The sequence below is a fragment of the uncultured Roseobacter sp. genome (assembly GCF_947499265.1).
GTDB lineage: Bacteria > Pseudomonadota > Alphaproteobacteria > Rhodobacterales > Rhodobacteraceae > Roseobacter.
In genome coordinates this window covers 342,330-360,301 of sequence record NZ_CANMNK010000007.1, presented here as the reverse complement: position 1 = coordinate 360,301, position 17,972 = coordinate 342,330, and the positions used below count along the sequence as shown (strand labels likewise).

28 protein-coding genes are annotated in these 17,972 nt (G+C 56.6%); 1 reads left to right on the top strand and 27 read right to left on the bottom strand.

Translation table 11 applies throughout. The annotated features are described in order from the left end of the window. Positions 1–36: 36 nt before the first annotated feature. The 12 genes from rplR to Q1A63_RS20255 all read right to left on the bottom strand — a co-directional run bounded on the left by rplR (position 37) and on the right by Q1A63_RS20255 (position 5,495). The gene (gene rplR / locus Q1A63_RS20310) at positions 37–396 is read right to left on the bottom strand and encodes a 50S ribosomal protein L18 (protein ID WP_298974913.1); all 360 of its coding nucleotides are present in this window, start codon (positions 394–396) and stop codon (positions 37–39) included. An 11-nt stretch (positions 397–407) separates the two neighbouring features. Next, positions 408–941 (bottom strand): 50S ribosomal protein L6, encoded by a 534-nt coding sequence (gene rplF, locus Q1A63_RS20305; protein WP_298974911.1) that lies wholly within the window; start codon positions 939–941, stop codon positions 408–410. 11 nt (positions 942–952) lie between these two features. Beyond that, positions 953–1,345 carry a 30S ribosomal protein S8 gene (gene rpsH / locus Q1A63_RS20300; protein WP_195819744.1) on the bottom strand — a complete coding sequence of 131 codons (393 nt, stop codon included), beginning with the start codon at positions 1,343–1,345 and terminating at the stop codon, positions 953–955. 12 nt (positions 1,346–1,357) lie between these two features. Beyond that, positions 1,358–1,663 carry a 30S ribosomal protein S14 gene (gene rpsN, locus Q1A63_RS20295; RefSeq protein WP_298974909.1) on the bottom strand — a complete coding sequence of 102 codons (306 nt, stop codon included), beginning with the start codon at positions 1,661–1,663 and terminating at the stop codon, positions 1,358–1,360. Positions 1,664–1,679: 16 nt separating this feature from the next. After that, the gene (rplE, locus tag Q1A63_RS20290; protein ID WP_298974906.1) at positions 1,680–2,243 is read right to left on the bottom strand and encodes a 50S ribosomal protein L5; all 564 of its coding nucleotides are present in this window, start codon (positions 2,241–2,243) and stop codon (positions 1,680–1,682) included. After that, complete coding sequence (rplX, locus tag Q1A63_RS20285) at positions 2,243–2,548, bottom strand: 50S ribosomal protein L24 (protein ID WP_298974905.1); 306 nt, start codon at positions 2,546–2,548, stop codon at positions 2,243–2,245. The genes rplE and rplX overlap by 1 nt, the downstream gene beginning before the upstream one ends. Further along, a complete protein-coding gene (gene rplN, locus Q1A63_RS20280) occupies positions 2,548–2,916 on the bottom strand; it encodes a 50S ribosomal protein L14 (RefSeq protein WP_011567679.1) in 369 nt (122 codons plus the stop codon). The genes rplX and rplN overlap by 1 nt, the downstream gene beginning before the upstream one ends. A gap of 72 nt (positions 2,917–2,988) precedes the next feature. Further along, a complete protein-coding gene (rpsQ, locus tag Q1A63_RS20275; RefSeq protein WP_298919265.1) occupies positions 2,989–3,228 on the bottom strand; it encodes a 30S ribosomal protein S17 in 240 nt (79 codons plus the stop codon). Positions 3,229–3,239: 11 nt separating this feature from the next. After that, positions 3,240–3,446: a 50S ribosomal protein L29 gene (gene rpmC, locus Q1A63_RS20270; protein WP_298974904.1), complete on the bottom strand. Its 207-nt coding sequence runs from the start codon at positions 3,444–3,446 to the stop codon at positions 3,240–3,242. 564 nt (positions 3,447–4,010) lie between these two features. Then, positions 4,011–4,136: a hypothetical protein gene (locus Q1A63_RS20265; RefSeq protein ID WP_299632413.1), complete on the bottom strand. Its 126-nt coding sequence runs from the start codon at positions 4,134–4,136 to the stop codon at positions 4,011–4,013. Further along, positions 4,121–4,498, bottom strand: a complete 378-nt coding sequence (locus Q1A63_RS20260; protein WP_298975007.1) for a hypothetical protein — start codon at positions 4,496–4,498, stop codon at positions 4,121–4,123. Before Q1A63_RS20260 ends, Q1A63_RS20265 begins: the two co-directional genes overlap by 16 nt. A 379-nt stretch (positions 4,499–4,877) precedes the next feature. Further along, positions 4,878–5,495 (bottom strand): hypothetical protein, encoded by a 618-nt coding sequence (locus tag Q1A63_RS20255; RefSeq protein WP_298974903.1) that lies wholly within the window; start codon positions 5,493–5,495, stop codon positions 4,878–4,880. A gap of 723 nt (positions 5,496–6,218) precedes the next feature. Here Q1A63_RS20255 and Q1A63_RS20250 point away from each other — a divergent pair. Further along, positions 6,219–6,839, top strand: coding sequence for a 2OG-Fe(II) oxygenase family protein (locus Q1A63_RS20250; protein ID WP_298974902.1), 621 nt, complete (start codon positions 6,219–6,221; stop codon positions 6,837–6,839). 227 nt (positions 6,840–7,066) lie between these two features. Here the strand turns inward: Q1A63_RS20250 and Q1A63_RS20245 are convergent, their stop codons facing one another. The 15 genes from Q1A63_RS20245 to rpsL form a co-directional block, all read right to left on the bottom strand. Further along, a complete protein-coding gene (locus Q1A63_RS20245; protein ID WP_298974900.1) occupies positions 7,067–7,417 on the bottom strand; it encodes a hypothetical protein in 351 nt (116 codons plus the stop codon). A 250-nt stretch (positions 7,418–7,667) separates the two neighbouring features. Beyond that, on the bottom strand, positions 7,668–8,081 hold the full coding sequence (gene rplP, locus Q1A63_RS20240; protein WP_219499988.1) for a 50S ribosomal protein L16: 414 nt from the start codon (positions 8,079–8,081) through the stop codon (positions 7,668–7,670). A 13-nt stretch (positions 8,082–8,094) separates the two neighbouring features. Then, entirely contained in the window at positions 8,095–8,802 is a 708-nt protein-coding gene (gene rpsC, locus Q1A63_RS20235; RefSeq protein WP_195819735.1) for a 30S ribosomal protein S3, read from the bottom strand. Next, on the bottom strand, positions 8,802–9,182 hold the full coding sequence (gene rplV / locus Q1A63_RS20230) for a 50S ribosomal protein L22 (protein ID WP_195819734.1): 381 nt from the start codon (positions 9,180–9,182) through the stop codon (positions 8,802–8,804). The genes rpsC and rplV overlap by 1 nt, the downstream gene beginning before the upstream one ends. 3 nt (positions 9,183–9,185) lie before the next feature. Further along, on the bottom strand, positions 9,186–9,464 hold the full coding sequence (gene rpsS / locus Q1A63_RS20225; protein ID WP_067296663.1) for a 30S ribosomal protein S19: 279 nt from the start codon (positions 9,462–9,464) through the stop codon (positions 9,186–9,188). Between the two features lie 3 nt (positions 9,465–9,467). Beyond that, complete coding sequence (gene rplB, locus Q1A63_RS20220) at positions 9,468–10,310, bottom strand: 50S ribosomal protein L2 (RefSeq protein WP_298974892.1); 843 nt, start codon at positions 10,308–10,310, stop codon at positions 9,468–9,470. A gap of 288 nt (positions 10,311–10,598) precedes the next feature. Further along, positions 10,599–11,141, bottom strand: coding sequence for a hypothetical protein (locus tag Q1A63_RS20215; protein WP_299632412.1), 543 nt, complete (start codon positions 11,139–11,141; stop codon positions 10,599–10,601). Positions 11,142–11,253: 112 nt separating this feature from the next. Further along, positions 11,254–11,550 (bottom strand): 50S ribosomal protein L23, encoded by a 297-nt coding sequence (locus Q1A63_RS20210; RefSeq protein ID WP_298974888.1) that lies wholly within the window; start codon positions 11,548–11,550, stop codon positions 11,254–11,256. Further along, positions 11,547–12,164: a 50S ribosomal protein L4 gene (rplD, locus tag Q1A63_RS20205; protein ID WP_298974886.1), complete on the bottom strand. Its 618-nt coding sequence runs from the start codon at positions 12,162–12,164 to the stop codon at positions 11,547–11,549. The genes Q1A63_RS20210 and rplD overlap by 4 nt, the downstream gene beginning before the upstream one ends. Continuing rightward, positions 12,161–13,033 carry a 50S ribosomal protein L3 gene (gene rplC, locus Q1A63_RS20200; protein ID WP_298974884.1) on the bottom strand — a complete coding sequence of 291 codons (873 nt, stop codon included), beginning with the start codon at positions 13,031–13,033 and terminating at the stop codon, positions 12,161–12,163. Before rplC ends, rplD begins: the two co-directional genes overlap by 4 nt. Positions 13,034–13,052: 19 nt before the next feature. Next, positions 13,053–13,367 carry a 30S ribosomal protein S10 gene (gene rpsJ, locus Q1A63_RS20195; protein WP_108838874.1) on the bottom strand — a complete coding sequence of 105 codons (315 nt, stop codon included), beginning with the start codon at positions 13,365–13,367 and terminating at the stop codon, positions 13,053–13,055. A 158-nt stretch (positions 13,368–13,525) separates the two neighbouring features. Then, positions 13,526–14,701: an elongation factor Tu gene (gene tuf / locus Q1A63_RS20190; RefSeq protein WP_298974861.1), complete on the bottom strand. Its 1,176-nt coding sequence runs from the start codon at positions 14,699–14,701 to the stop codon at positions 13,526–13,528. A gap of 107 nt (positions 14,702–14,808) precedes the next feature. Further along, a complete protein-coding gene (gene fusA / locus Q1A63_RS20185; protein ID WP_298974882.1) occupies positions 14,809–16,926 on the bottom strand; it encodes an elongation factor G in 2,118 nt (705 codons plus the stop codon). A 62-nt stretch (positions 16,927–16,988) separates the two neighbouring features. Continuing rightward, positions 16,989–17,459 carry a 30S ribosomal protein S7 gene (rpsG, locus tag Q1A63_RS20180; RefSeq protein ID WP_195819724.1) on the bottom strand — a complete coding sequence of 157 codons (471 nt, stop codon included), beginning with the start codon at positions 17,457–17,459 and terminating at the stop codon, positions 16,989–16,991. Positions 17,460–17,471: 12 nt separating this feature from the next. Next, the gene (rpsL, locus tag Q1A63_RS20175) at positions 17,472–17,843 is read right to left on the bottom strand and encodes a 30S ribosomal protein S12 (RefSeq protein WP_011570072.1); all 372 of its coding nucleotides are present in this window, start codon (positions 17,841–17,843) and stop codon (positions 17,472–17,474) included. Positions 17,844–17,972 lie beyond the last annotated feature (129 nt).

The window sequence follows — 17,972 nt, the reverse complement described above, 5'->3', positions numbered from 1 at the left end:
TCATCGAGGTCGCCCGTGTGGGGCGACCTTCAGTTCTTAGATCTTCAGACCACCTTCGCGGGCGGCGTCGGCAACGGCCTTGACCTTCCCATGAAAGAGGAACCCGCCACGATCAAAGTAGGCTTCTTCAACACCGGCTTTTTTCGCGCGTTTCGCGATTTCAGCCCCGACCTTGGTGGCCGCTTCGATGTTGTTCTTGCCCACAACACCCAGCGCTTTTTCGAGCGTCGAGGCGGCGGCGAGTGTTTTGCCAGCCACATCGTCGATCAATTGCACGGAGATGTTCTTGTTCGAGCGGTGAACCGAAAGGCGCACGCGACCTGCGTTGACCTTGCGGAGTTTGTTCCGAACGCGCAGGCGGCGCTTCAAGAACAGTTGTCTTTTGCTGTTTGCCATGTCTTGCGTCCTTACTTCTTCTTGCCTTCTTTGCGGAAGATGAACTCGCCCTTGTAGCGGATGCCTTTGCCCTTGTAGGGCTCGGGCTTACGCCAAGCGCGGATGTTCGCGGCGACCTGACCAACAAGCTGTTCGTCAATGCCTTCCACCACAACTTCGGTTTGCTTTGGAGCGGTTACGGTCACGCCGTCGGGCGCGGTGTAATCCACGTCGTGGCTCAGGCCGAGGTTCAGCTTCAGGGTGTTGCCCTGCATCTGCGCCCGGTAACCCACACCCTGGATTTCCAGCTCTTTCTTGAAGCCCTCGGTGACGCCGGTGACAAGGTTTGCAACCATCGTGCGGGACATGCCCCACTGCTGACGCGCACGCTTGGATTTGCCGCGCGGCGTGATGGTGACAACATTGTCCTCGACGGCCAGCGAGACATCATCCGTTGCATTGAACGAACGCGTGCCTTTCGGGCCTTTCACTTCGATGGTCTGACCGCTTACGGAGGCGGATACACCGCTGGGCAGTTCGACCGGTTTTTTACCAATACGAGACATGCAATCTCTCCTTAGAAGACGGTGCAGAGCACTTCGCCACCAACGTTGGCGCTGCGTGCTGCTTGGTCAGACATCACACCCTTGGGGGTGGAGACAATCGACACGCCCAGGCCCTGACGGACAACGGGGATGTCATTGACGCCCATGTAAACACGACGCCCGGGCTTGGAGACCCGCTTGAGTTCGCGAATGACAGGTTCGCCTTCGTAGTACTTGAGGCTGATTTCGATCGCCGGATGACCATCGGCACCGGTGGTCTTCTCATAACCACGGATGTAGCCCTCGTCCGCAAGCACATCCAGCACCCAGGCGCGCAGCTTGGAGGCAGGCGTGTGGACGGTGGATTTACCGCGCATCGAGGAGTTCCGGATGCGTGTCAGCATATCTGCGATAGGATCGTTCATCTGATGCGCTCCTTACCAGCTCGACTTGACCATGCCGGGGATTTGGCCGTTCGAGCCAAGGTCCCGCAGCGCGATCCGCGAAATTTTCAGTTTGCGATAGTAGGCGTGTGGACGACCGGTCAACTGGCAGCGGTTGTGCAGACGCACAGCTGACGAGTTACGCGGCAGTTTCGCCAGCTTCAGGGAGGCGCGGAAACGCTCTTCCATCGGCTTTTCCTGGTCATTCACGATTGCCTTGAGTTCGGCGCGCTTAGCAGCGTATTTCGCAACCAGAGCTTCGCGCTTCTTCTCGCGTTCGATCATAGATTTCTTAGCCATATCTATTCCCTCCCGATCAGCTGTTGAAAGGCATGTTGAAAGCTTTCAACAGGCTCTTTGCTTCAGCATCGGTTTGCGCCGTTGTGGCGATCACAATGTCCATTCCCCAGTTCTCATCGATCTTGTCGAAGTTGATCTCCGGGAACACCAGATGCTCTTTCAGACCCATGGCATAGTTGCCACGCCCGTCAAAAGACTTGCCCGATACGCCGCGGAAGTCGCGGATACGAGGCATTGCAATCGTGATCAGACGATCGAGGAATTCATACATGCGGTCGCCGCGCAGGGTTACTTTCGCGCCCATCGGCATATCCTCACGGACCCGGAAACCCGCGATGGATTTCTTGGCCGTGGTGGTCAATGCCTTCTGGCCCGCGATCAGCGTCAGATCTTCGACCGCTGATTTGGCTTTCTTGCTGTCGCGCACGGCGGCGGCACCGCAGCCAATGTTCAGAACAATCTTGTCCAGACGCGGGATCTGCATGTCGTTCTTATAGCCGAACTCTTCCTTCATCGCCGCGCGGATCGTGTCCGCATAGGCAGCTTTCAGGCGCGGGGTGTAATTTGCAGTGTCGAGCATCAGATCACGTCCCCTGTTGTCTTGGCAAAACGCACTTTCTTGTCGCCGTCCATTTTGAAGCCGACGCGTGTGGCTTTGCCTTTTGCGTCAACGATGGCCAGATTGCTCAGATCGACCGGCATCGCTTTCGGGATGCGGCCGCCCTGGCTTTCCTGGGACTGACGGGTGGCGCGGATGGCGATGTTGATGCCGTCCACGATGGCCTTGTTGGATTTCGGGTCCACAGACGTGATATTGCCCGTCTTGCCCTTGTCCTTACCGGCCAGAACGATGACCTTGTCACCTTTGCGAAGTTTGGCAGCCATTACAGCACCTCCGGCGCAAGTGAGATGATTTTCATGAAGTTCTTCGCACGCAACTCACGCACAACCGGACCAAAGATACGGGTACCGATGGGTTCGTTGTTGTTGTTGAGGATGACGGCGGCGTTGCGGTCAAAACGGATCGCGGTGCCGTCTTCGCGGCGGACTTCCTTGGCAGTGCGAACAACAACGGCCTTACGGACGTCACCTTTCTTCACACGACCGCGGGGGATGGCTTCCTTGACCGACACGACAATGATGTCGCCGACGGATGCGTATTTACGCTTGGAACCACCCAGGACCTTGATGCACTGAACACGGCGCGCGCCTGAGTTGTCAGCAACATCCAGGTTGGTCTGCATCTGGATCATTTGGTTTCTCCCGACCTTTGGGGGGCCGATGCGTGGCCGTATCCCCAGGGTTTCGATTAAGCGGTTGGTGCTTTAGGCCTCAGCGGCTTCCAGCACTTCCCAACGTTTGGTCTTTGACTTTGGTGCACATTCGATGATGCGGACGCTGTCGCCCACTTTGAACGTGTTCTTCTCATCGTGCGCCCGGTATTTCTTGGACTTACGGATGGTCTTCTTCAGAACCGGGTGCGTAAAGCGGCGCTCTACGGAAACGGTAACGGTTTGTGCGTTGGCATCAGAAGTGACGACGCCCTGCAGGATACGCTTTGGCATGAGGGCTCTCCTTACTCAGATGCTGCAGCGGCGGCTGCTTTTTGGTTCAACACAGTCTTCACACGCGCCGCATCACGGCGGGCCTTGCGGATCTGCGCAGGGTTCTCCAACTGGCCTGTCGCTTGCTGGAAGCGCAGGTTGAAGGAGGTTTTCTTCAGATTGGCCAGCTCTTCACGCAGCTGGTCCGGCGTCTTGTCGTGCAATTCCTTGGCGTCCATCGCCTTTTTCCTTTCAACATCACGAGAAGGCCCAACGTGCAATGCACTCTGGTCACCCTGATTCCCGTGGAGTTCATGATGAAGGGGCCGTATAGGAGGGTTGTGGGCCTATGGCAACCCCTTATTCCCTTGGCAAATCATACCGGTGGAAGGCTGCGCTATGGCCGGGCTGAGCCCTTCTCACACCCTACTCTTGCCTAAGGCGCAACCGAGGAGGCTCCAGCCCTGCCAAAGTCCCAGTCAGCAAACACCGTGGGGTGCCTTACATCACATGTCTGCCAACGATTTGAATGGCAGTATTGAGCCCACACCGGAAGTGCCAATTTCTCGCTGCGCGCGCACGCAGCACGAAAATCGCGGCAACCGCAGCATCATCAGCGCTGCTACGTGGCGCGAGGAGCTGCCGTTCATGCATACCGCAGCGAGATTTATTGCCCGAACTCACAGGTCGCGGGGCAAACCGTGAGTTTGCTGCGCACGCGCCAAAGGCCGCTCTTTGTGCATTTATACTTGCAAAGGCCCTGCTGTCGGCACCTTCAGTCTCGCCTTGATCAGGTTTTTTGCTTACACGAACACAAAGTCCTGTTCATCCAGCGTGGCGCTGGCAACGCCCTCCAGGATGATCGAGCCTGATACATAATCAATGCTGGTGTTTCCGTTTGCCTCAGACAGCGTTAGGTCTCCGAACACCAATCCGGCACATTGAACACGATGAGATCGGCGTTAATCGCAAAGTCCGAGATGGTGTCCGCACCATCGTTTGCCGTGAACACAAACTGGTCGGCGCCCGCAGATCCAGTCAAAACGTCGGAATCCCTCCCTCCCGTGAGGACATCGCTGCCTTGACCACCATTTAGAGTGTCATTACCGGCAAAACCATAGATGTTATCCCCCGCTTGCGTACCAATCAGAGTATCGTTGCCCGAGGTCCCTTCCGTCTTCGTATTCGCTTCAATATCATCACGCGACCAAATGACTCCGTCGCTGAACTCAATGACTTCAAGTCCCTGGCCTCTATTTGCCGTGTCAAACAACTGGCTGACAATACGAATCCTTTCACCGTTCCAAAAGCTTTTCCGGGGGCTGAGTTAAAATCTCCAAGTTGATCCAATTGGCCAATTGAATATTCAAAGCCCAGTCCAAAAACTTTTCCTGCAATCTCCACTTGCTCGTCGTCAGCGCGAACAAACTGGTTCATCTAAGATTCCTAACATATTGAAATATAGTAAATATTACATATATCCAGCCAAATTTTGCGAAAAGCTCCAACAAAATAAACCCTCTTGTTTCACTAGCAGCTTGGTCGTCCGCGTACAGAAAAATGGCCAAACAGAAAAACCAAGTAAAAATGGTCCAAGCCAACCTACGAAAGTGACGATTGTCCTTCACGAAGAACTACTCCTACGATTACAGTTAAGCTTTTCTCTAGAGCTAATATTTTTCGAAGCATCCAAAGTTATAAAAAAAATGTCTTGAAGCATTCGACAAAAAATCAAGAGGTCCCGCTCCACTCGAGGTTGCGCCCCTTAAGATCGACGGTTCATATGGAAGGTTTACTTTCCAGTAGGTGAGCGGTTCCAATCGGGCATTGGCGACCGTGCAAACGTTCAATGGGCAGTCCTTAGGCTTGTCGCCAATTTCGCCATCAAAAATCACTGAAAGAGATGTTTCATGCCCCTGAACTGTTCTTAGGGTATCAAGTTCGACCCGTTCGCCCAAGCGGTTGTGAATCTCGCCACCTGTTCCAACGAACAAGAGTGTTGGTGCTTCCCTTTCGTTGCACCCCAGCAAATGCCGCCCCAATTCGACGTAATCTGACCAAATCGCCGCGCAGTGAGCAAACTTCTGTCCCTCGGCGAAACTCCGATGATCAAATAACGCATGCAACAGGATGAAAATCAGGAAAATCTTCTTTACAAGAACAGCCGACCAGAAATTGCACAAAGCAGTTGCATTCAACCAAAACATGCACCGATTGCCCTTGGCAAGAAGATAGTTAACAAACTCCCAATAAACCGGAATCATTGTTAACGCGGCGGTTTTGTCCACAAATGAACCCTCAGATCAGACACCCCCGCGGTTCACGGATCTACTCCTCCAAAACACTGACTTGAGGATCGCCCCTGTCAACCGGCGGCTGCAATCCCTTCGGGCCCTGTGCGACACGCAAGGCGAACCGCATCAGATCCCGGTCATCGCTCCCCACGATTTCCGCAGAGAAACATGCGCAAGTTGGAGTACAAAACGACGCCTTCCTCCGCAAGGGAGCAAGCCACAATTCCTTGTTCCAAGCAAAAGCACCCGCCGAGAGCTTGGCGAGACGGTCGCTAAGACTGCATCATGTGGTTAGGAAAGACCGCCGCGAAGGCCCGTTGTGGGAACAGCGAGGATCGGCCAATGGAACGGTCGATTTGGTGAAATATGCTGCACTGCCAAATAAGCTACGCCGCAAATGCAAACACTTGCTGCGTCATCAATAGCTGCTTCTGCACAAGTCCGATTTGTCCCGCAAGCTGGCCGTTTAAGCATCGCCACCCTTGTCCTACCGCGAGCCGCGAGATGCCTTAATCCCGCCAAATGCGCACACTCAGTGCGCAGTGTGTGCACGCACTGTGTATGTATGGCATGTCCGCGGAACCCGGTGTCTTTATAGCGTTAACCCTGGGTTCCGCGTCGCGGCCCCGTCCTACCGCATGTGCACCGGATCAAGTGTTGCGCAGCCGCACGGTTAACCCACTCGCCAGCACCGCACGGCTCGGATAAGACAGACGCATGTCTGACATCGAATCCCTCTTCGTGACTCGCCTCTACCGCGCCACCCTTTCTGAGCAGGGCAAGCCTATCGACACCGCCGAACTTGAGGCCTCGTGCTGGTCCATCGCTGAAGATGACGAGGCGGGCCAGGAGTGGTGCGACGAAAACGGCTACCCGGGCTACACCAGTTACGCCTCACTGACCGACCTGCCCTACCGCTTCCCGATCTTCAAGGATCTGGTCAAGGCCCTGAACAAACACGTCAAAGCCTTCACTAAAGACCTTGAATTCAACCTCGATGGCCGCAAGCTGAAGTTGGAGGACATCTGGATCAACATCCTGCCCCCCGGCGGCATCCATACGTCACACATCCACCCGCAAAGTGTCATCAGCGGCACGACCTACGTGACCGTTCCCCCCGGCGCGAGCGCAATCAAATTCGAGGACCCGCGGCTGCCGATGATGATGGCCGCACCCGCCCGTGTGAAAGACGCCCGCCCCGAGATGCGCAGCTTCCATTACGTCACGCCCGAAACTGGCGAGGTGCTCCTCTGGGAAAGCTGGCTGCGCCACGAAGTCCCACTGAACATGGCGGAAGAGGAACGAATTTCCGTCTCATTCAACTACAGCTGGGTCTAGCCCAGCCAGTTGAATGAGACGCGTGCGGTGTAGCGGGTTTTCGTAGAAAACCTGCGGGCCGCACTCCGTCGCAAGGACAGAGCAACAAAAGATGCATAGCAACAAAAACAGCGATCTCAAGAAACTCTATGAGTGGGTCGTTTCGCCTTTCATTGGGGAGTTCGAGCAAAGCGGCCTTGATTGATACCTTTGCAACGCCTTTTTTGCCACCGAAGCACCGCTAACCTTCATAGGCAACTAAAGCTGGGTTCCTTATAGCCAGTTACAGTAAACGAACCTTGTGCGTTTGGTTGTGCAAACAGTGTGTAGAGGCAGTCACTATAACTCGTTCCACCGCCGTATGTCGTAGCGGTCGCGTAGCTTCCACTACCATATATATTGGTCGTGATCGGAGCGGTATATGAAGTCGTTCTATTCCATTGGAATGCTGTCCGCCCATCCGGAAGTTCCACCACATTGGTAGGTTTGCCATAGTCCAAAACAACTTCTGTTATGTCGCGGCCGACATAGCCTTGCATGATCTGTGTCGCACAGGCCGACATCAATCCGAATGCGATCAACAATAGATATTTCTTCATAACAGCGGCCTTCTCATACACATTTTTTGTTCAACAGTTGCGACATACCTATGCGGGAAACATGCAGACGAGATAAACGCATAGAGTGTTCTTAGATTCAGTTGATCGCTTCAAGAGGATTGGAGGCATATGGCTCGGCGCAGACCCAATTAAAAACCCCCGCTGATGTCTCAGCGGAGGCTCTCAATTTCTACCGGGTGCCGGCCCGCAGGTTTTCTGGGAAAACCCGCTACACCGCACTCAGAGAAGATTACCAATCTTCTCTGACCACGACCCGTGTCTTGATCGGCAGCTTCATCGCTGCCAGACGCAGGGCCTCGCGGGCGACGTCGTCATTCACACCGTCGATCTCGAACATCACGCGGCCCGGCTTGACCTTCGCCGCCCAACGGTCGACGGAGCCTTTACCTTTACCCATCCGAACTTCGATGGGTTTGGCCGTGACCGGCACATCCGGGAAAATCCGAATCCAGACCCGGCCCTGACGTTTCATGTGACGCGTCATCGCGCGGCGTGCCGCTTCGATCTGACGGGCTGTGACCCGCTCGGGCTCAATGGCCTTGAGGCCATAGGTGCCGAAGTTCAGGTCAGACCCGCCCTTCGCCAAGCCCTTGATCGAGCCCTTGAACTGCTTGCGGAATTTCGTGCGTTTTGGTTGTAGCATCTGTCATTCCCCCTTAGCGACGACCGCCTGCACCGCGGGGTGCTGGGCCATCTTGGAGTTCCTGTGCTTTACGGTCACGCGCGGCCGGATCGTGCTCCATGATCTCGCCTTTGAAGATCCAGGTCTTGATCCCGATGATGCCATAGGCAGTCGTCGCTTCCACATGTGCGTAATCGATGTCGGCCCGCAGGGTATGCAAAGGCACGCGGCCTTCGCGGTACCATTCAGTCCGCGCGATCTCGGCACCGCCAAGGCGGCCCGCGACGTTCACACGAATGCCAAGGGCGCCCATACGCATGGCGTTCTGAACCGCACGTTTCATGGCGCGGCGGAAAGACACCCGACGCTCCAGCTGCTGTGCAATGCTCTCACCGACCAATGCCGCGTCCAGCTCGGGCTTGCGCACTTCAACGATGTTGAGGTGCAGCTCGCTGTCGGTCATCTTGGCGATCTTCTGGCGCAGGCCTTCGATGTCTGCACCTTTCTTGCCGATGATGACACCGGGGCGGGCTGTGTGGATCGTGACGCGGCACTTCTTGTGCGGACGCTCGATGATCACACGGGCCACACCGGCCTGATGACACTCTTTCTTGATGAATTCACGGATCGCGAGGTCTTCCAGCAGAAGATCCCCGTAATCTTTCGTGTCGGCATACCAGCGGCTGTCCCAGGTGCGGTTCACCTGCAGGCGCATGCCAATCGGATTGACTTTGTTACCCATTAGGCTTGCTCCTCTACCTGACGCACCTTGATCGTGATTTCCGAGAACGGCTTTATGATCTTGCCGAACCGGCCACGCGCGCGCGGGCGTCCACGCTTCATGGTCAGGTTTTTACCCACATAGGCCTCAGCGACGACCAATTCGTCGACGTCGAGGTTGTGGTTGTTTTCCGCGTTCGCGATGGCGGACTGAAGGCATTTCTTCACGTCCAGAGCGATCCGTTTCTTGGAGAAGGTCAGGTCCGTCAGGGCCTTGTCCACCTTCTTGCCCCGGATCATCGCGGCGACGAGGTTCAGTTTCTGCGGGGATGTACGAAGCATGCGCAGTTTTGCCATTGCTTCGTTGTCAGCCACGCGGCGGGGATTTTTATCCTTGCTCATGGCTTACTTCCGCTTCGCTTTTTTGTCGGCGGCATGACCGTAGTAGGTCCGCGTTGGCGAATACTCACCAAACTTCTGACCAATCATGTCTTCGCTGACGTTGACAGGGATGTGCTTGTGACCGTTGTAGACACCGAACGTCAGGCCCACAAACTGGGGCAGGATTGTCGAGCGGCGCGACCAGATCTTGATCACTTCGTTGCGGCCGCTTTCGCGGGACGCTTCGGCCTTTTTCAACACGTAGCTGTCGACAAAAGGACCTTTCCATACTGAACGAGACATAGATTAACGCCCCTTCTTCTTGGCGTGCCGCGAGCGCAGGATAAGCTTGCTGGACGCTTTTTTCTTGTTCCGGGTCTTTGCACCCTTTGTCGGCTTGCCCCAAGGCGTCACCGGGTGACGACCACCAGAGGTCCGGCCTTCACCACCACCATGCGGGTGGTCGATCGGGTTCATAACAACACCACGCACAGACGGGCGAATGCCCTTGTGACGCATGCGGCCCGCTTTACCGTAGTTCTGGTTGGAGTTGTCGGGGTTGCTGACGGCACCCACGGTGGCCATGCATTCCTGACGCACCAGACGCAGCTCGCCAGAGCTCAGACGGATCTGAGCGTAGCCACCATCGCGGCCGACGAATTGTGCGTAGGTGCCGGCGGCACGGGCGATCTGACCACCCTTGCCGGGCTTCATCTCGATGTTGTGCACGATTGTCCCGATGGGCATGCCAGAGAAAGGCATCGCGTTGCCGGGTTTGATATCTGCTTTTTGCGACGCAACCACGCTGTCACCTACGGCCAGACGCTGCGGCGCCAGAATGTAGGCCTGCTCACCGTCTTCGTATTTCACGAGGGCGATAAAGGCTGTGCGGTTGGGGTCATATTCGATGCGTTCGACCGTGGCCGCCACATCCAGTTTGTTCCGCTTGAAGTCAACGATCCGGTAGAGGCGCTTGGCCCCGCCGCCTTTGCGGCGCATCGTGATCCGTCCGGTGTTGTTCCGTCCGCCATTCTTGGTCAAGCCTTCTGTGAGGGCTTTGACCGGGCGGCCTTTCCAGAGCTCCGAACGGTCGATCAGTACCAGCCCACGCTGGCCCGGCGTCGTCGGTTTATACGACTTGAGTGCCATGTTGTCTGTCTTCCGTTTTGCTGTACGGCGCGGTGAAGCGCCTATGGTATAAAGGCCCCCGTAGGTGCCCGACTTGGATGTCCATACGGACAAAGGCGAAGCCCCGGACGAATCCGGGGCTGTGCCGATGGGTTCACTTATTAAAGACGCGAGGGCGGGTCAAGATGTCAGACGACCTTATTGTCGTGGATCAGCATTTGATGGCGCTCCGCGAACTTCAACAGGACCGTTGGCGCATTTTTTCACGCATGTCAGAAAGATGGCTCCGCAATCAACATACCGGCACCCTCAACTATTTTTATAGATCCAAGGAAAAAATTGCATAAACCCGACTGGAAGCAACATGGCAGCCAAGGGACCCAAAACCGGTAAAGCTGGGAAGAATAGGGGCGCAGAAACACCATTTGGATCGCTTATCGGCATGAAGTTAACGATCATGAATATGAGCATAGCGAACGACATTGCGATCAGCGCACGTCTAAAGAGCTCTGCGCTCAAGTTTCTATGGCCACGTTTTTTACCCAAATATCTGTTTTTGAAACATATTAATACACCAATAGAAGTTGGGAAACTCACTATCAGTGTCGCGATATAATAAGGAACTGAAATTGGGGAATATCTACTATAACTTTCTACACGAGGGCCTATCAACCATAAGCGTCTGAGAGAATTGATAAATTGATCAGACATTGATCCGGCGAGTAGATAGCCCAGCACGAAACAAGCCAAAATAGCTCCGGATAATATGCACAGCGCTTGGAAGGTCGTAATCGCTTGACCGTCCACGAAGTCACCCGGGCCAACTGGATATTTCTTTTTCGACTTATTCAAAGCACTCTTTTCTTTTTGATATTTCTCGTCGACTTCCCGCGTCAGCGTGTAAGCAAAAAGAAAAACCCCGGCCTCTCAAAGCCGGGGTTTTCAACTTCTTTCTGATGTCTACTCAGAGCCCGGTAGACACGTCAATCGTGTTGCCGGCTTCCAGCGTCACATAGGCTTTCTTGACGTCCTTCCGCTTGCCGAGCTGGCCGCGGAAACGCTTCACTTTGCCTTTGGTGATCGTGGTGTTGACCGCTTTGACCTTCACACCAAAGAGCGCCTCGACGGCCTCCTTGATCTGCGGCTTGTTGCTGTCGATCGCCACCTCAAAAACCACCGCGCCGTTCTCGGACGACATGGTTGCTTTCTCGGTGATGATCGGCTTGCGGATCACATCGTAATGTTCTGCCTTGGCGCTCATTTCAAACGGGCCTCCAGTGCTTCGACGCCCGCCTTCGTGATCACCAGGGTGTCACGCTTGAGGATGTCATATACGTTTGCGCCCATTGTCGGCAGGATATCCAGACCGTCAATGTTGCGCGCGGCTTGGGCGAAGTTCTCGTCCACGGACGCCCCGTCGATGACCAGCGCGCGTTTCCAGCCCAGGTTTGCAACCTGTTTGGCCAGAGCGGCGGTTTTGCCTTCGGAGGAGGCCTCGTCGATGATGACCAGCTCGCCCGCTTTCATTTTCGCGGAAAGCGCGTGGCACAGGCCCAGCTTGCGAAACTTCTTGGTCAACTCGTGACCGTGGCTGCGCGGGGTCGGGCCCTTGTAGATACCACCACCGCGGAAGATCGGCGCGTTGCGGGAGCCGTGGCGTGCGCCGCCGGTGCCCTTCTGGCGATAGATCTTCTTGGTCGAGTAGCTAGTTTCCGAACGGGTCTTGACCTTATGCGTGCCTGCCTGCGCGTTATTGCGCTGCCAGCGCACGACGCGGTGCAGGATGTCGGCCCGTGGCTCAAGACCAAAGAGTGCCTCGTCCAGATCGACCGACCCGGCCTTGCCGCCGTCTAGTTTGATGACATCGAGTTTCATGCGTCACCTTCTTTCTTGTCTTCGGCGTCGCCGGCATCATCAGCCTTGTCAGCCGCGATATCAGCTTCAGCAGCTTTCAACTGTTCGGCTTCCTGAGCGGCTTGCTCTTCGGCCAGACGCTTGGCTTCCGCTTCGGCCTCTGCGGCAGCTGCAGCAGCGGCTTCCTCGGCAGCTTTTGCAGCTTCTTCAGCAGCAGATTTCAGCGCCGCAGGCAGGATCGCGTTCTCAGGGAACGGCTTCTTAACCGCATCCTTGACAGTGACCCAGCCGCCTTTGGAGCCTGGAACGGCGCCTTTGACCATGATCAAGCCACGGTCGGCATCGGTACGAACCACTTGCAGGTTCTGGGTGGTGACACGCGCCGCCCCCATGTGACCGGCCATTTTCTTGCCTTTGAAAACCTTGCCCGGATCCTGACACTGGCCTGTGGAGCCGTGCGAGCGGTGCGAGATCGACACACCGTGCGACGCGCGCAGACCACCGAAGTTGTGGCGCTTCATCGCACCGGCAAACCCTTTACCGATAGAGGTGCCCGCCACATCGACGAACTGACCTTCAAAGTAATGGTTCGCGGTGATCTCTTCACCCACACCAATCAGGTTTTCCTCGTCCACGCGGAACTCTGCAACCTTGCGCTTTGGTTCCACCTTCGCCGCAGCGAAGTGACCGCGCATGGCCTGAGACGTCCGCTTGGCCTTGGCAGAACCGGCACCGAGTTGAACGGCCGAATAGCCGTCCTTGTCAGATGTCCGCTGCGCCACGACCTGCAGCTTGTCGAGTTGAAGCACGGTCACAGGGATCTGCTTACCGTCTTCCATGAACAGCCGGGTCATCCCGACTTTTTTTGCAATAACGCCTGAGCGCAACATGATAATGTCCCTCCCTGGCTTACGATTGCAGCTTGATCTCGACGTCCACACCAGCGGCCAGGTCGAGCTTCATCAGCGCGTCCACGGTCTGGGGGGTCGGATCAACGATATCCAGCAGACGCTTGTGCGTGCGGATCTCAAACTGGTCACGGGATTTCTTGTCCACGTGGGGGCCACGCAGAACGGTGAATTTTTCGATCTTGTTCGGCAGCGGAATCGGACCGCGAACAGATGCGCCGGTCCGCTTGGCGGTGTTGACGATCTCTTGTGTGGACGCGTCCAGCACACGATAGTCAAACGCCTTCAGGCGGATGCGGATGTTTTGGCTTTGGATGGCCATTTTTTCTTTTCCCTAACTGGGGTCTTGAACGGAGAGGAAGAGCAGCCTTATTGCCACCCTTCATCGCGTCTTTTTGCGTATCGGAGCCTTGCTCCGAAATGGCTGGGGTGCCGAATATGACCCGGCACCCCGATTGTCTAGAGCAAGTTCGCTTACTCAGTGATCTTCGAGACGACGCCTGCGCCGACGGTGCGGCCGCCTTCGCGGATCGCGAAGCGCAACCCGTTTTCCATCGCGATCGGTGCGATCAGCTCAACGCCAAAGCTCACGTTGTCGCCCGGCATCACCATCTCGGTGCCCTCAGCCAGCTGCACCGTGCCGGTCACATCCGTCGTGCGGAAGTAGAACTGCGGGCGGTAGTTGGCAAAGAATGGCGTGTGACGGCCACCCTCTTCCTTGGTCAGGATGTAGGCTTCGGCTTCGAACTTGGTGTGCGGGGTCACCGAACCCGGCTTGCACAGCACCTGTCCACGCTCAACGCCGTCCCGGTCGATGCCACGCAGCAGCGCGCCGATGTTGTCGCCCGCTTCGCCGCGGTCCAGCAGCTTGCGGAACATTTCCACGCCGGTGCAGGTGGTTTTCTGGGTGTCGCGGATGCCGACGATTTCGATCTCGTCGCCCACGTTGATCACGCCACGCTCGACACGGCCTGTCACAACGGTACCGCGGCCGGAGATCGAGAAGACGTCTTCCACAGGCATCAGGAACGGCTGGTCGATCGCACGCTCAGGCGTCGGGATCCACTCGTCGACGGCGGCCATCAGCTTCTTGATGGATTCTTCACCAATCTCGGGGTTGTTGCCTTCCATCGCCGCCAGCGCCGAGCCGGGGATCACGGGGATGTCGTCGCCGGGATATTCGTAGGAGCTCAAGAGCTCGCGGATTTCCATTTCCACCAGCTCAAGCAGCTCGTCGTCATCCACCTGGTCGACCTTGTTCATGTAGACAACCATGGTGGGGATGCCCACCTGACGGCCCAGCAGGATGTGCTCGCGCGTTTGCGGCATCGGGCCGTCCGCGGCGTTCACCACCAGGATTGCGCCGTCCATCTGCGCCGCACCGGTGATCATGTTTTTCACGTAGTCCGCGTGGCCGGGGCAGTCGACGTGGGCATAGTGGCGCGCGTCGGTTTCATATTCCACGTGGGCGGTGGAAATGGTGATGCCACGGGCTTTCTCCTCGGGCGCGCCGTCGATCTGGTCATAGGCCTGAAAATCGCCAAAATACTTCGTGATCGCCGCCGTCAACGTCGTCTTGCCGTGGTCAACGTGACCAATCGTGCCAATGTTTACGTGCGGTTTAGTACGTTCAAACTTTGCCTTTGCCATGGTGGCCTCCTTAGGTGTTCTGTCGGGCGAAAGGCCCGGATTTTATCGTGTGGCGGTCGGCCCGCCGGTCATTGGGTTTCGCCGCCCCGAAAAAGGGGCAGCGGAATTTACGCGAATTTGGCCTGAATCTCGTCAGAGATATTCTGCGGCACGGGCTCGTAGTGATCGAACTGCATGGTGAAGTTCGCACGCCCCGACGACATCGACCGCAAGGTGTTGATGTAGCCGAACATGTTGGCCAGCGGAACGAAGGCATCGATGGCAATCGCATTACCACGTGTGTCCTGACCCTGCACCTGACCGCGACGGGATGTGAGGTCGCCGATGATGCCACCGGTGTATTCCTCAGGCGTCACAACTTCGACCTTCATGATCGGCTCGAGCAGTTTCGCACCGGCTTTCTTCATGCCTTCGCGCATGCCCATACGGGCTGCGATTTCAAAGGCCAGCACACTGGAGTCCACATCGTGGAACTTACCGTCGATCAGGGCCACCTTGAAGTCGATCACCGGGAAGCCCGCCAGCGGGCCACTGTCCATGACCGACTGGATGCCTTTTTCCACACCGGGGATGTATTCCTTTGGAACGGCACCACCGACGATGCGGCTCTCGAAGGAATAGCCTTCGCCCGGCTCTGTCGGCGAGATGATCATTTTCACCTCGGCGAACTGACCCGAACCGCCCGACTGTTTCTTGTGCGTATAGGTGTGTTCAACCTCGTGACCAATGGTCTCGCGGTAGGCAACCTGCGGCGCACCGATGTTGGCCTCAACCTTGAATTCACGCTTCAGACGGTCCACGAGGATGTCGAGGTGAAGCTCGCCCATGCCCTTCATGATGGTCTGACCTGATTCCAGATCCGTTTCCACGCGGAAAGACGGGTCTTCCGCGGCAAGACGTTGCAGACCTGTCGACATCTTCTCCTGGTCGGCCTTGGTTTTGGGCTCAACCGCGATCTCGATCACCGGATCGGGGAAGGTCATGGTTTCCAGAACGACCGGATCGTTGACAGCGCAGAGCGTATCCCCGGTTGTGGTATCCTTCAGACCGGCCAGCGCGATGATGTCGCCCGCGAAGGCTTCGGTGATTTCCTCGCGGTCGTTGGAATGCATCATCATCATCCGACCCACGCGCTCTTTGCGCTCCTTGGTCGAGTTCAGCAGCGTGTCACCCTTGTTCAGCACACCCGAATAGATGCGTGTGAAGGTCAGCGTGCCGACAAAGGGGTCGTTCATGATTTTGAACGCCAGCGCCGAGAACGCCATGCTGTCGTCCGCGCGGCGGGCGATGTCACGGGTTTCTGTCTCGTCACCGGGTTTGAAGCCCATGTAGTCAACCACGTCCATCGGCGATGGCAGGTAGTCGATCACAGCGTTGAGCAAAGGCTGAACACCTTTGTTTTTGAACGCGGAGCCGCAGAGAACGGGGATGAATTTGATCGCCAGCGTGCCTTCGCGGATCAGGCGGCGCAATGTCGGTACGTCGGGCTCTTCGCCTTCGAGGTACATCATCATCGCGTCGTCGTCCATTTCGACCGCAACTTCGATCATCTTGCCGCGCCATTCTTCGGCTTGCGCCTTCAGGCTGTCGCGAATGGGGCGTTTTTCCCAAGACGCACCAAGGTCCTCACCGGCCCAGACCCACTCTTCCATGGTGACCAGATCGATCATGCCTTCCAGTTCGTTCTCCGCCCCGATCGGAATCTGGATCGGGCAAGGGATCGCACCTGTGCGGTCCTGGATCATGTGAACGCAGTTGAAGAAATCCGCGCCGATCTTGTCCATCTTATTGACGAACACGATGCGCGGCACCTTGTAGCGGTCAGCCTGACGCCAGACGGTTTCTGTCTGCGGCTCAACACCGGCATTAGCGTCCAGAACGGCAACCGCACCATCGAGAACCGCCAGCGAACGCTCGACTTCAATGGTGAAGTCCACGTGGCCGGGCGTGTCGATGATGTTCATGCGGTGCTTGGGCGTGTCCGCGGTAGAGCCGTCTTCGGTGCGTTCCCAGAACGTGGTGGTCGCAGCCGACGTGATGGTGATGCCGCGTTCCTGCTCCTGCTCCATCCAGTCCATGGTAGCCGCACCATCGTGCACCTCACCGATGTTGTGGGACTTGCCTGTGTAATACAGGATGCGTTCCGAACAGGTTGTTTTACCGGCATCAATATGCGCCATGATGCCAAAGTTGCGGTAGCGGTCGAGCGGATAGTCGCGTGCCATGGGGCTGCTTCCTTGAGGTATCTAAAAACGGATCATCGCGCCCACAGGGGGCGCGACAGTGTTTACCAGCGGTAGTGGCTGAACGCTTTGTTGGCGTCGGCCATTTTATGGGTGTCTTCGCGCTTCTTCACCGCGGTGCCGCGGGATTGAACAGCATCCAGAAGCTCGCCTGCCAGGCGCTCTTCCATGGTGTTCTCATTGCGCGAACGGGCGGCTTTGATCAGCCAGCGGATGGCCAGAGCCTGACGGCGCTCGGGGCGCACTTCGACAGGCACCTGATACGTCGCACCACCAACCCGGCGGGAGCGAACTTCGACCGAGGGCTGGATGTTGTCGAGCGCTTCGTGGAAGACCTCGATGGGCGCACGTTTGATCTTGTCTTCAACACGGGTAAGCGCGCTGTAAACGATGCGTTCTGCGACCGACTTCTTGCCGTCGATCATCAGGTTGTTCATGAATTTCGTCAGAACCAGATCACCATATTTGGCATCTGGCAGGACTTCGCGTTTTTCGGCTGCGTGGCGACGGGACATTCTCTATTCCTCTTACTTCGGACGCTTCGCGCCGTACTTCGAACGACGTTGCTTACGGTCTTTGACGCCCTGGGTATCCAGAACACCACGCAGAATGTGGTAACGGACACCGGGAAGGTCTTTGACACGGCCGCCACGGATCAGAACCACGGAGTGTTCCTGAAGGTTGTGGCTTTCGCCCGGGATGTAGCTGATCACCTCAAAGCCATTGGTCAGACGGACCTTGGCCACTTTCCGCATCGCCGAGTTCGGCTTCTTTGGAGTGGTGGTATAAACACGCGTACAAACGCCACGCTTCTGCGGGCATTCCTGCAGGTGCATGGACTTTGAACGTTTAATTTTTGGCTGCCGCGGTTTGCGGATCAGCTGTTGGATCGTTGGCATTCCGGTTCTTTCCCCGTGTTGCTCACATATGTGTGCACGAGGACGACCCCCATGCGGTTTGACTCTCTCGCAGACGCGTCCGCCTACAATTTGAATGCACCTATGGCGCAATCTCTAAACTGCGCCATA

Bases quoted from the DNA above. Each gene is read 5' to 3' on its own strand.
- rplD (WP_298974886.1), bottom strand. From the start codon at position 12,164: ATGAAACTCGATGTCATCAAACTAGACGGCGGCAAGGCCGGGTCGGTC.
- rpsC (WP_195819735.1), bottom strand. From the start codon at position 8,802: ATGGGTAACAAAGTCAATCCGATTGGCATGCGCCTGCAGGTGAACCGC.
- rpmC (WP_298974904.1), bottom strand. From the start codon at position 3,446: ATGGACGCCAAGGAATTGCACGACAAGACGCCGGACCAGCTGCGTGAA.
- rpsL (WP_011570072.1), bottom strand. From the start codon at position 17,843: ATGCCAACGATCCAACAGCTGATCCGCAAACCGCGGCAGCCAAAAATT.
- Q1A63_RS20245 (WP_298974900.1), bottom strand. From the start codon at position 7,417: ATGAAGAAATATCTATTGTTGATCGCATTCGGATTGATGTCGGCCTGT.
- rpsQ (WP_298919265.1), bottom strand. From the start codon at position 3,228: ATGCCAAAGCGTATCCTGCAGGGCGTCGTCACTTCTGATGCCAACGCA.
- rplX (WP_298974905.1), bottom strand. From the start codon at position 2,548: ATGGCTGCCAAACTTCGCAAAGGTGACAAGGTCATCGTTCTGGCCGGT.
- rplC (WP_298974884.1), bottom strand. From the start codon at position 13,033: ATGTTGCGCTCAGGCGTTATTGCAAAAAAAGTCGGGATGACCCGGCTG.
- rplP (WP_219499988.1), bottom strand. From the start codon at position 8,081: ATGCTACAACCAAAACGCACGAAATTCCGCAAGCAGTTCAAGGGCTCG.
- Q1A63_RS20250 (WP_298974902.1), top strand. From the start codon at position 6,219: ATGTCTGACATCGAATCCCTCTTCGTGACTCGCCTCTACCGCGCCACC.
- rplF (WP_298974911.1), bottom strand. From the start codon at position 941: ATGTCTCGTATTGGTAAAAAACCGGTCGAACTGCCCAGCGGTGTATCC.
- fusA (WP_298974882.1), bottom strand. From the start codon at position 16,926: ATGGCACGCGACTATCCGCTCGACCGCTACCGCAACTTTGGCATCATG.
- rplV (WP_195819734.1), bottom strand. From the start codon at position 9,182: ATGAGCAAGGATAAAAATCCCCGCCGCGTGGCTGACAACGAAGCAATG.
- rplN (WP_011567679.1), bottom strand. From the start codon at position 2,916: ATGATCCAGATGCAGACCAACCTGGATGTTGCTGACAACTCAGGCGCG.
- rpsN (WP_298974909.1), bottom strand. From the start codon at position 1,663: ATGGCTAAGAAATCTATGATCGAACGCGAGAAGAAGCGCGAAGCTCTG.
- rpsH (WP_195819744.1), bottom strand. From the start codon at position 1,345: ATGAACGATCCTATCGCAGATATGCTGACACGCATCCGGAACTCCTCG.
- rplB (WP_298974892.1), bottom strand. From the start codon at position 10,310: ATGGCACTCAAGTCGTATAAACCGACGACGCCGGGCCAGCGTGGGCTG.
- rpsG (WP_195819724.1), bottom strand. From the start codon at position 17,459: ATGTCCCGTCGCCACGCAGCCGAAAAACGCGAAGTCCTGCCAGATGCC.
- rplE (WP_298974906.1), bottom strand. From the start codon at position 2,243: ATGCTCGACACTGCAAATTACACCCCGCGCCTGAAAGCTGCCTATGCG.
- tuf (WP_298974861.1), bottom strand. From the start codon at position 14,701: ATGGCAAAGGCAAAGTTTGAACGTACTAAACCGCACGTAAACATTGGC.
- Q1A63_RS20210 (WP_298974888.1), bottom strand. From the start codon at position 11,550: ATGAGCGCCAAGGCAGAACATTACGATGTGATCCGCAAGCCGATCATC.
- rpsS (WP_067296663.1), bottom strand. From the start codon at position 9,464: ATGTCTCGTTCAGTATGGAAAGGTCCTTTTGTCGACAGCTACGTGTTG.
- rplR (WP_298974913.1), bottom strand. From the start codon at position 396: ATGGCAAACAGCAAAAGACAACTGTTCTTGAAGCGCCGCCTGCGCGTT.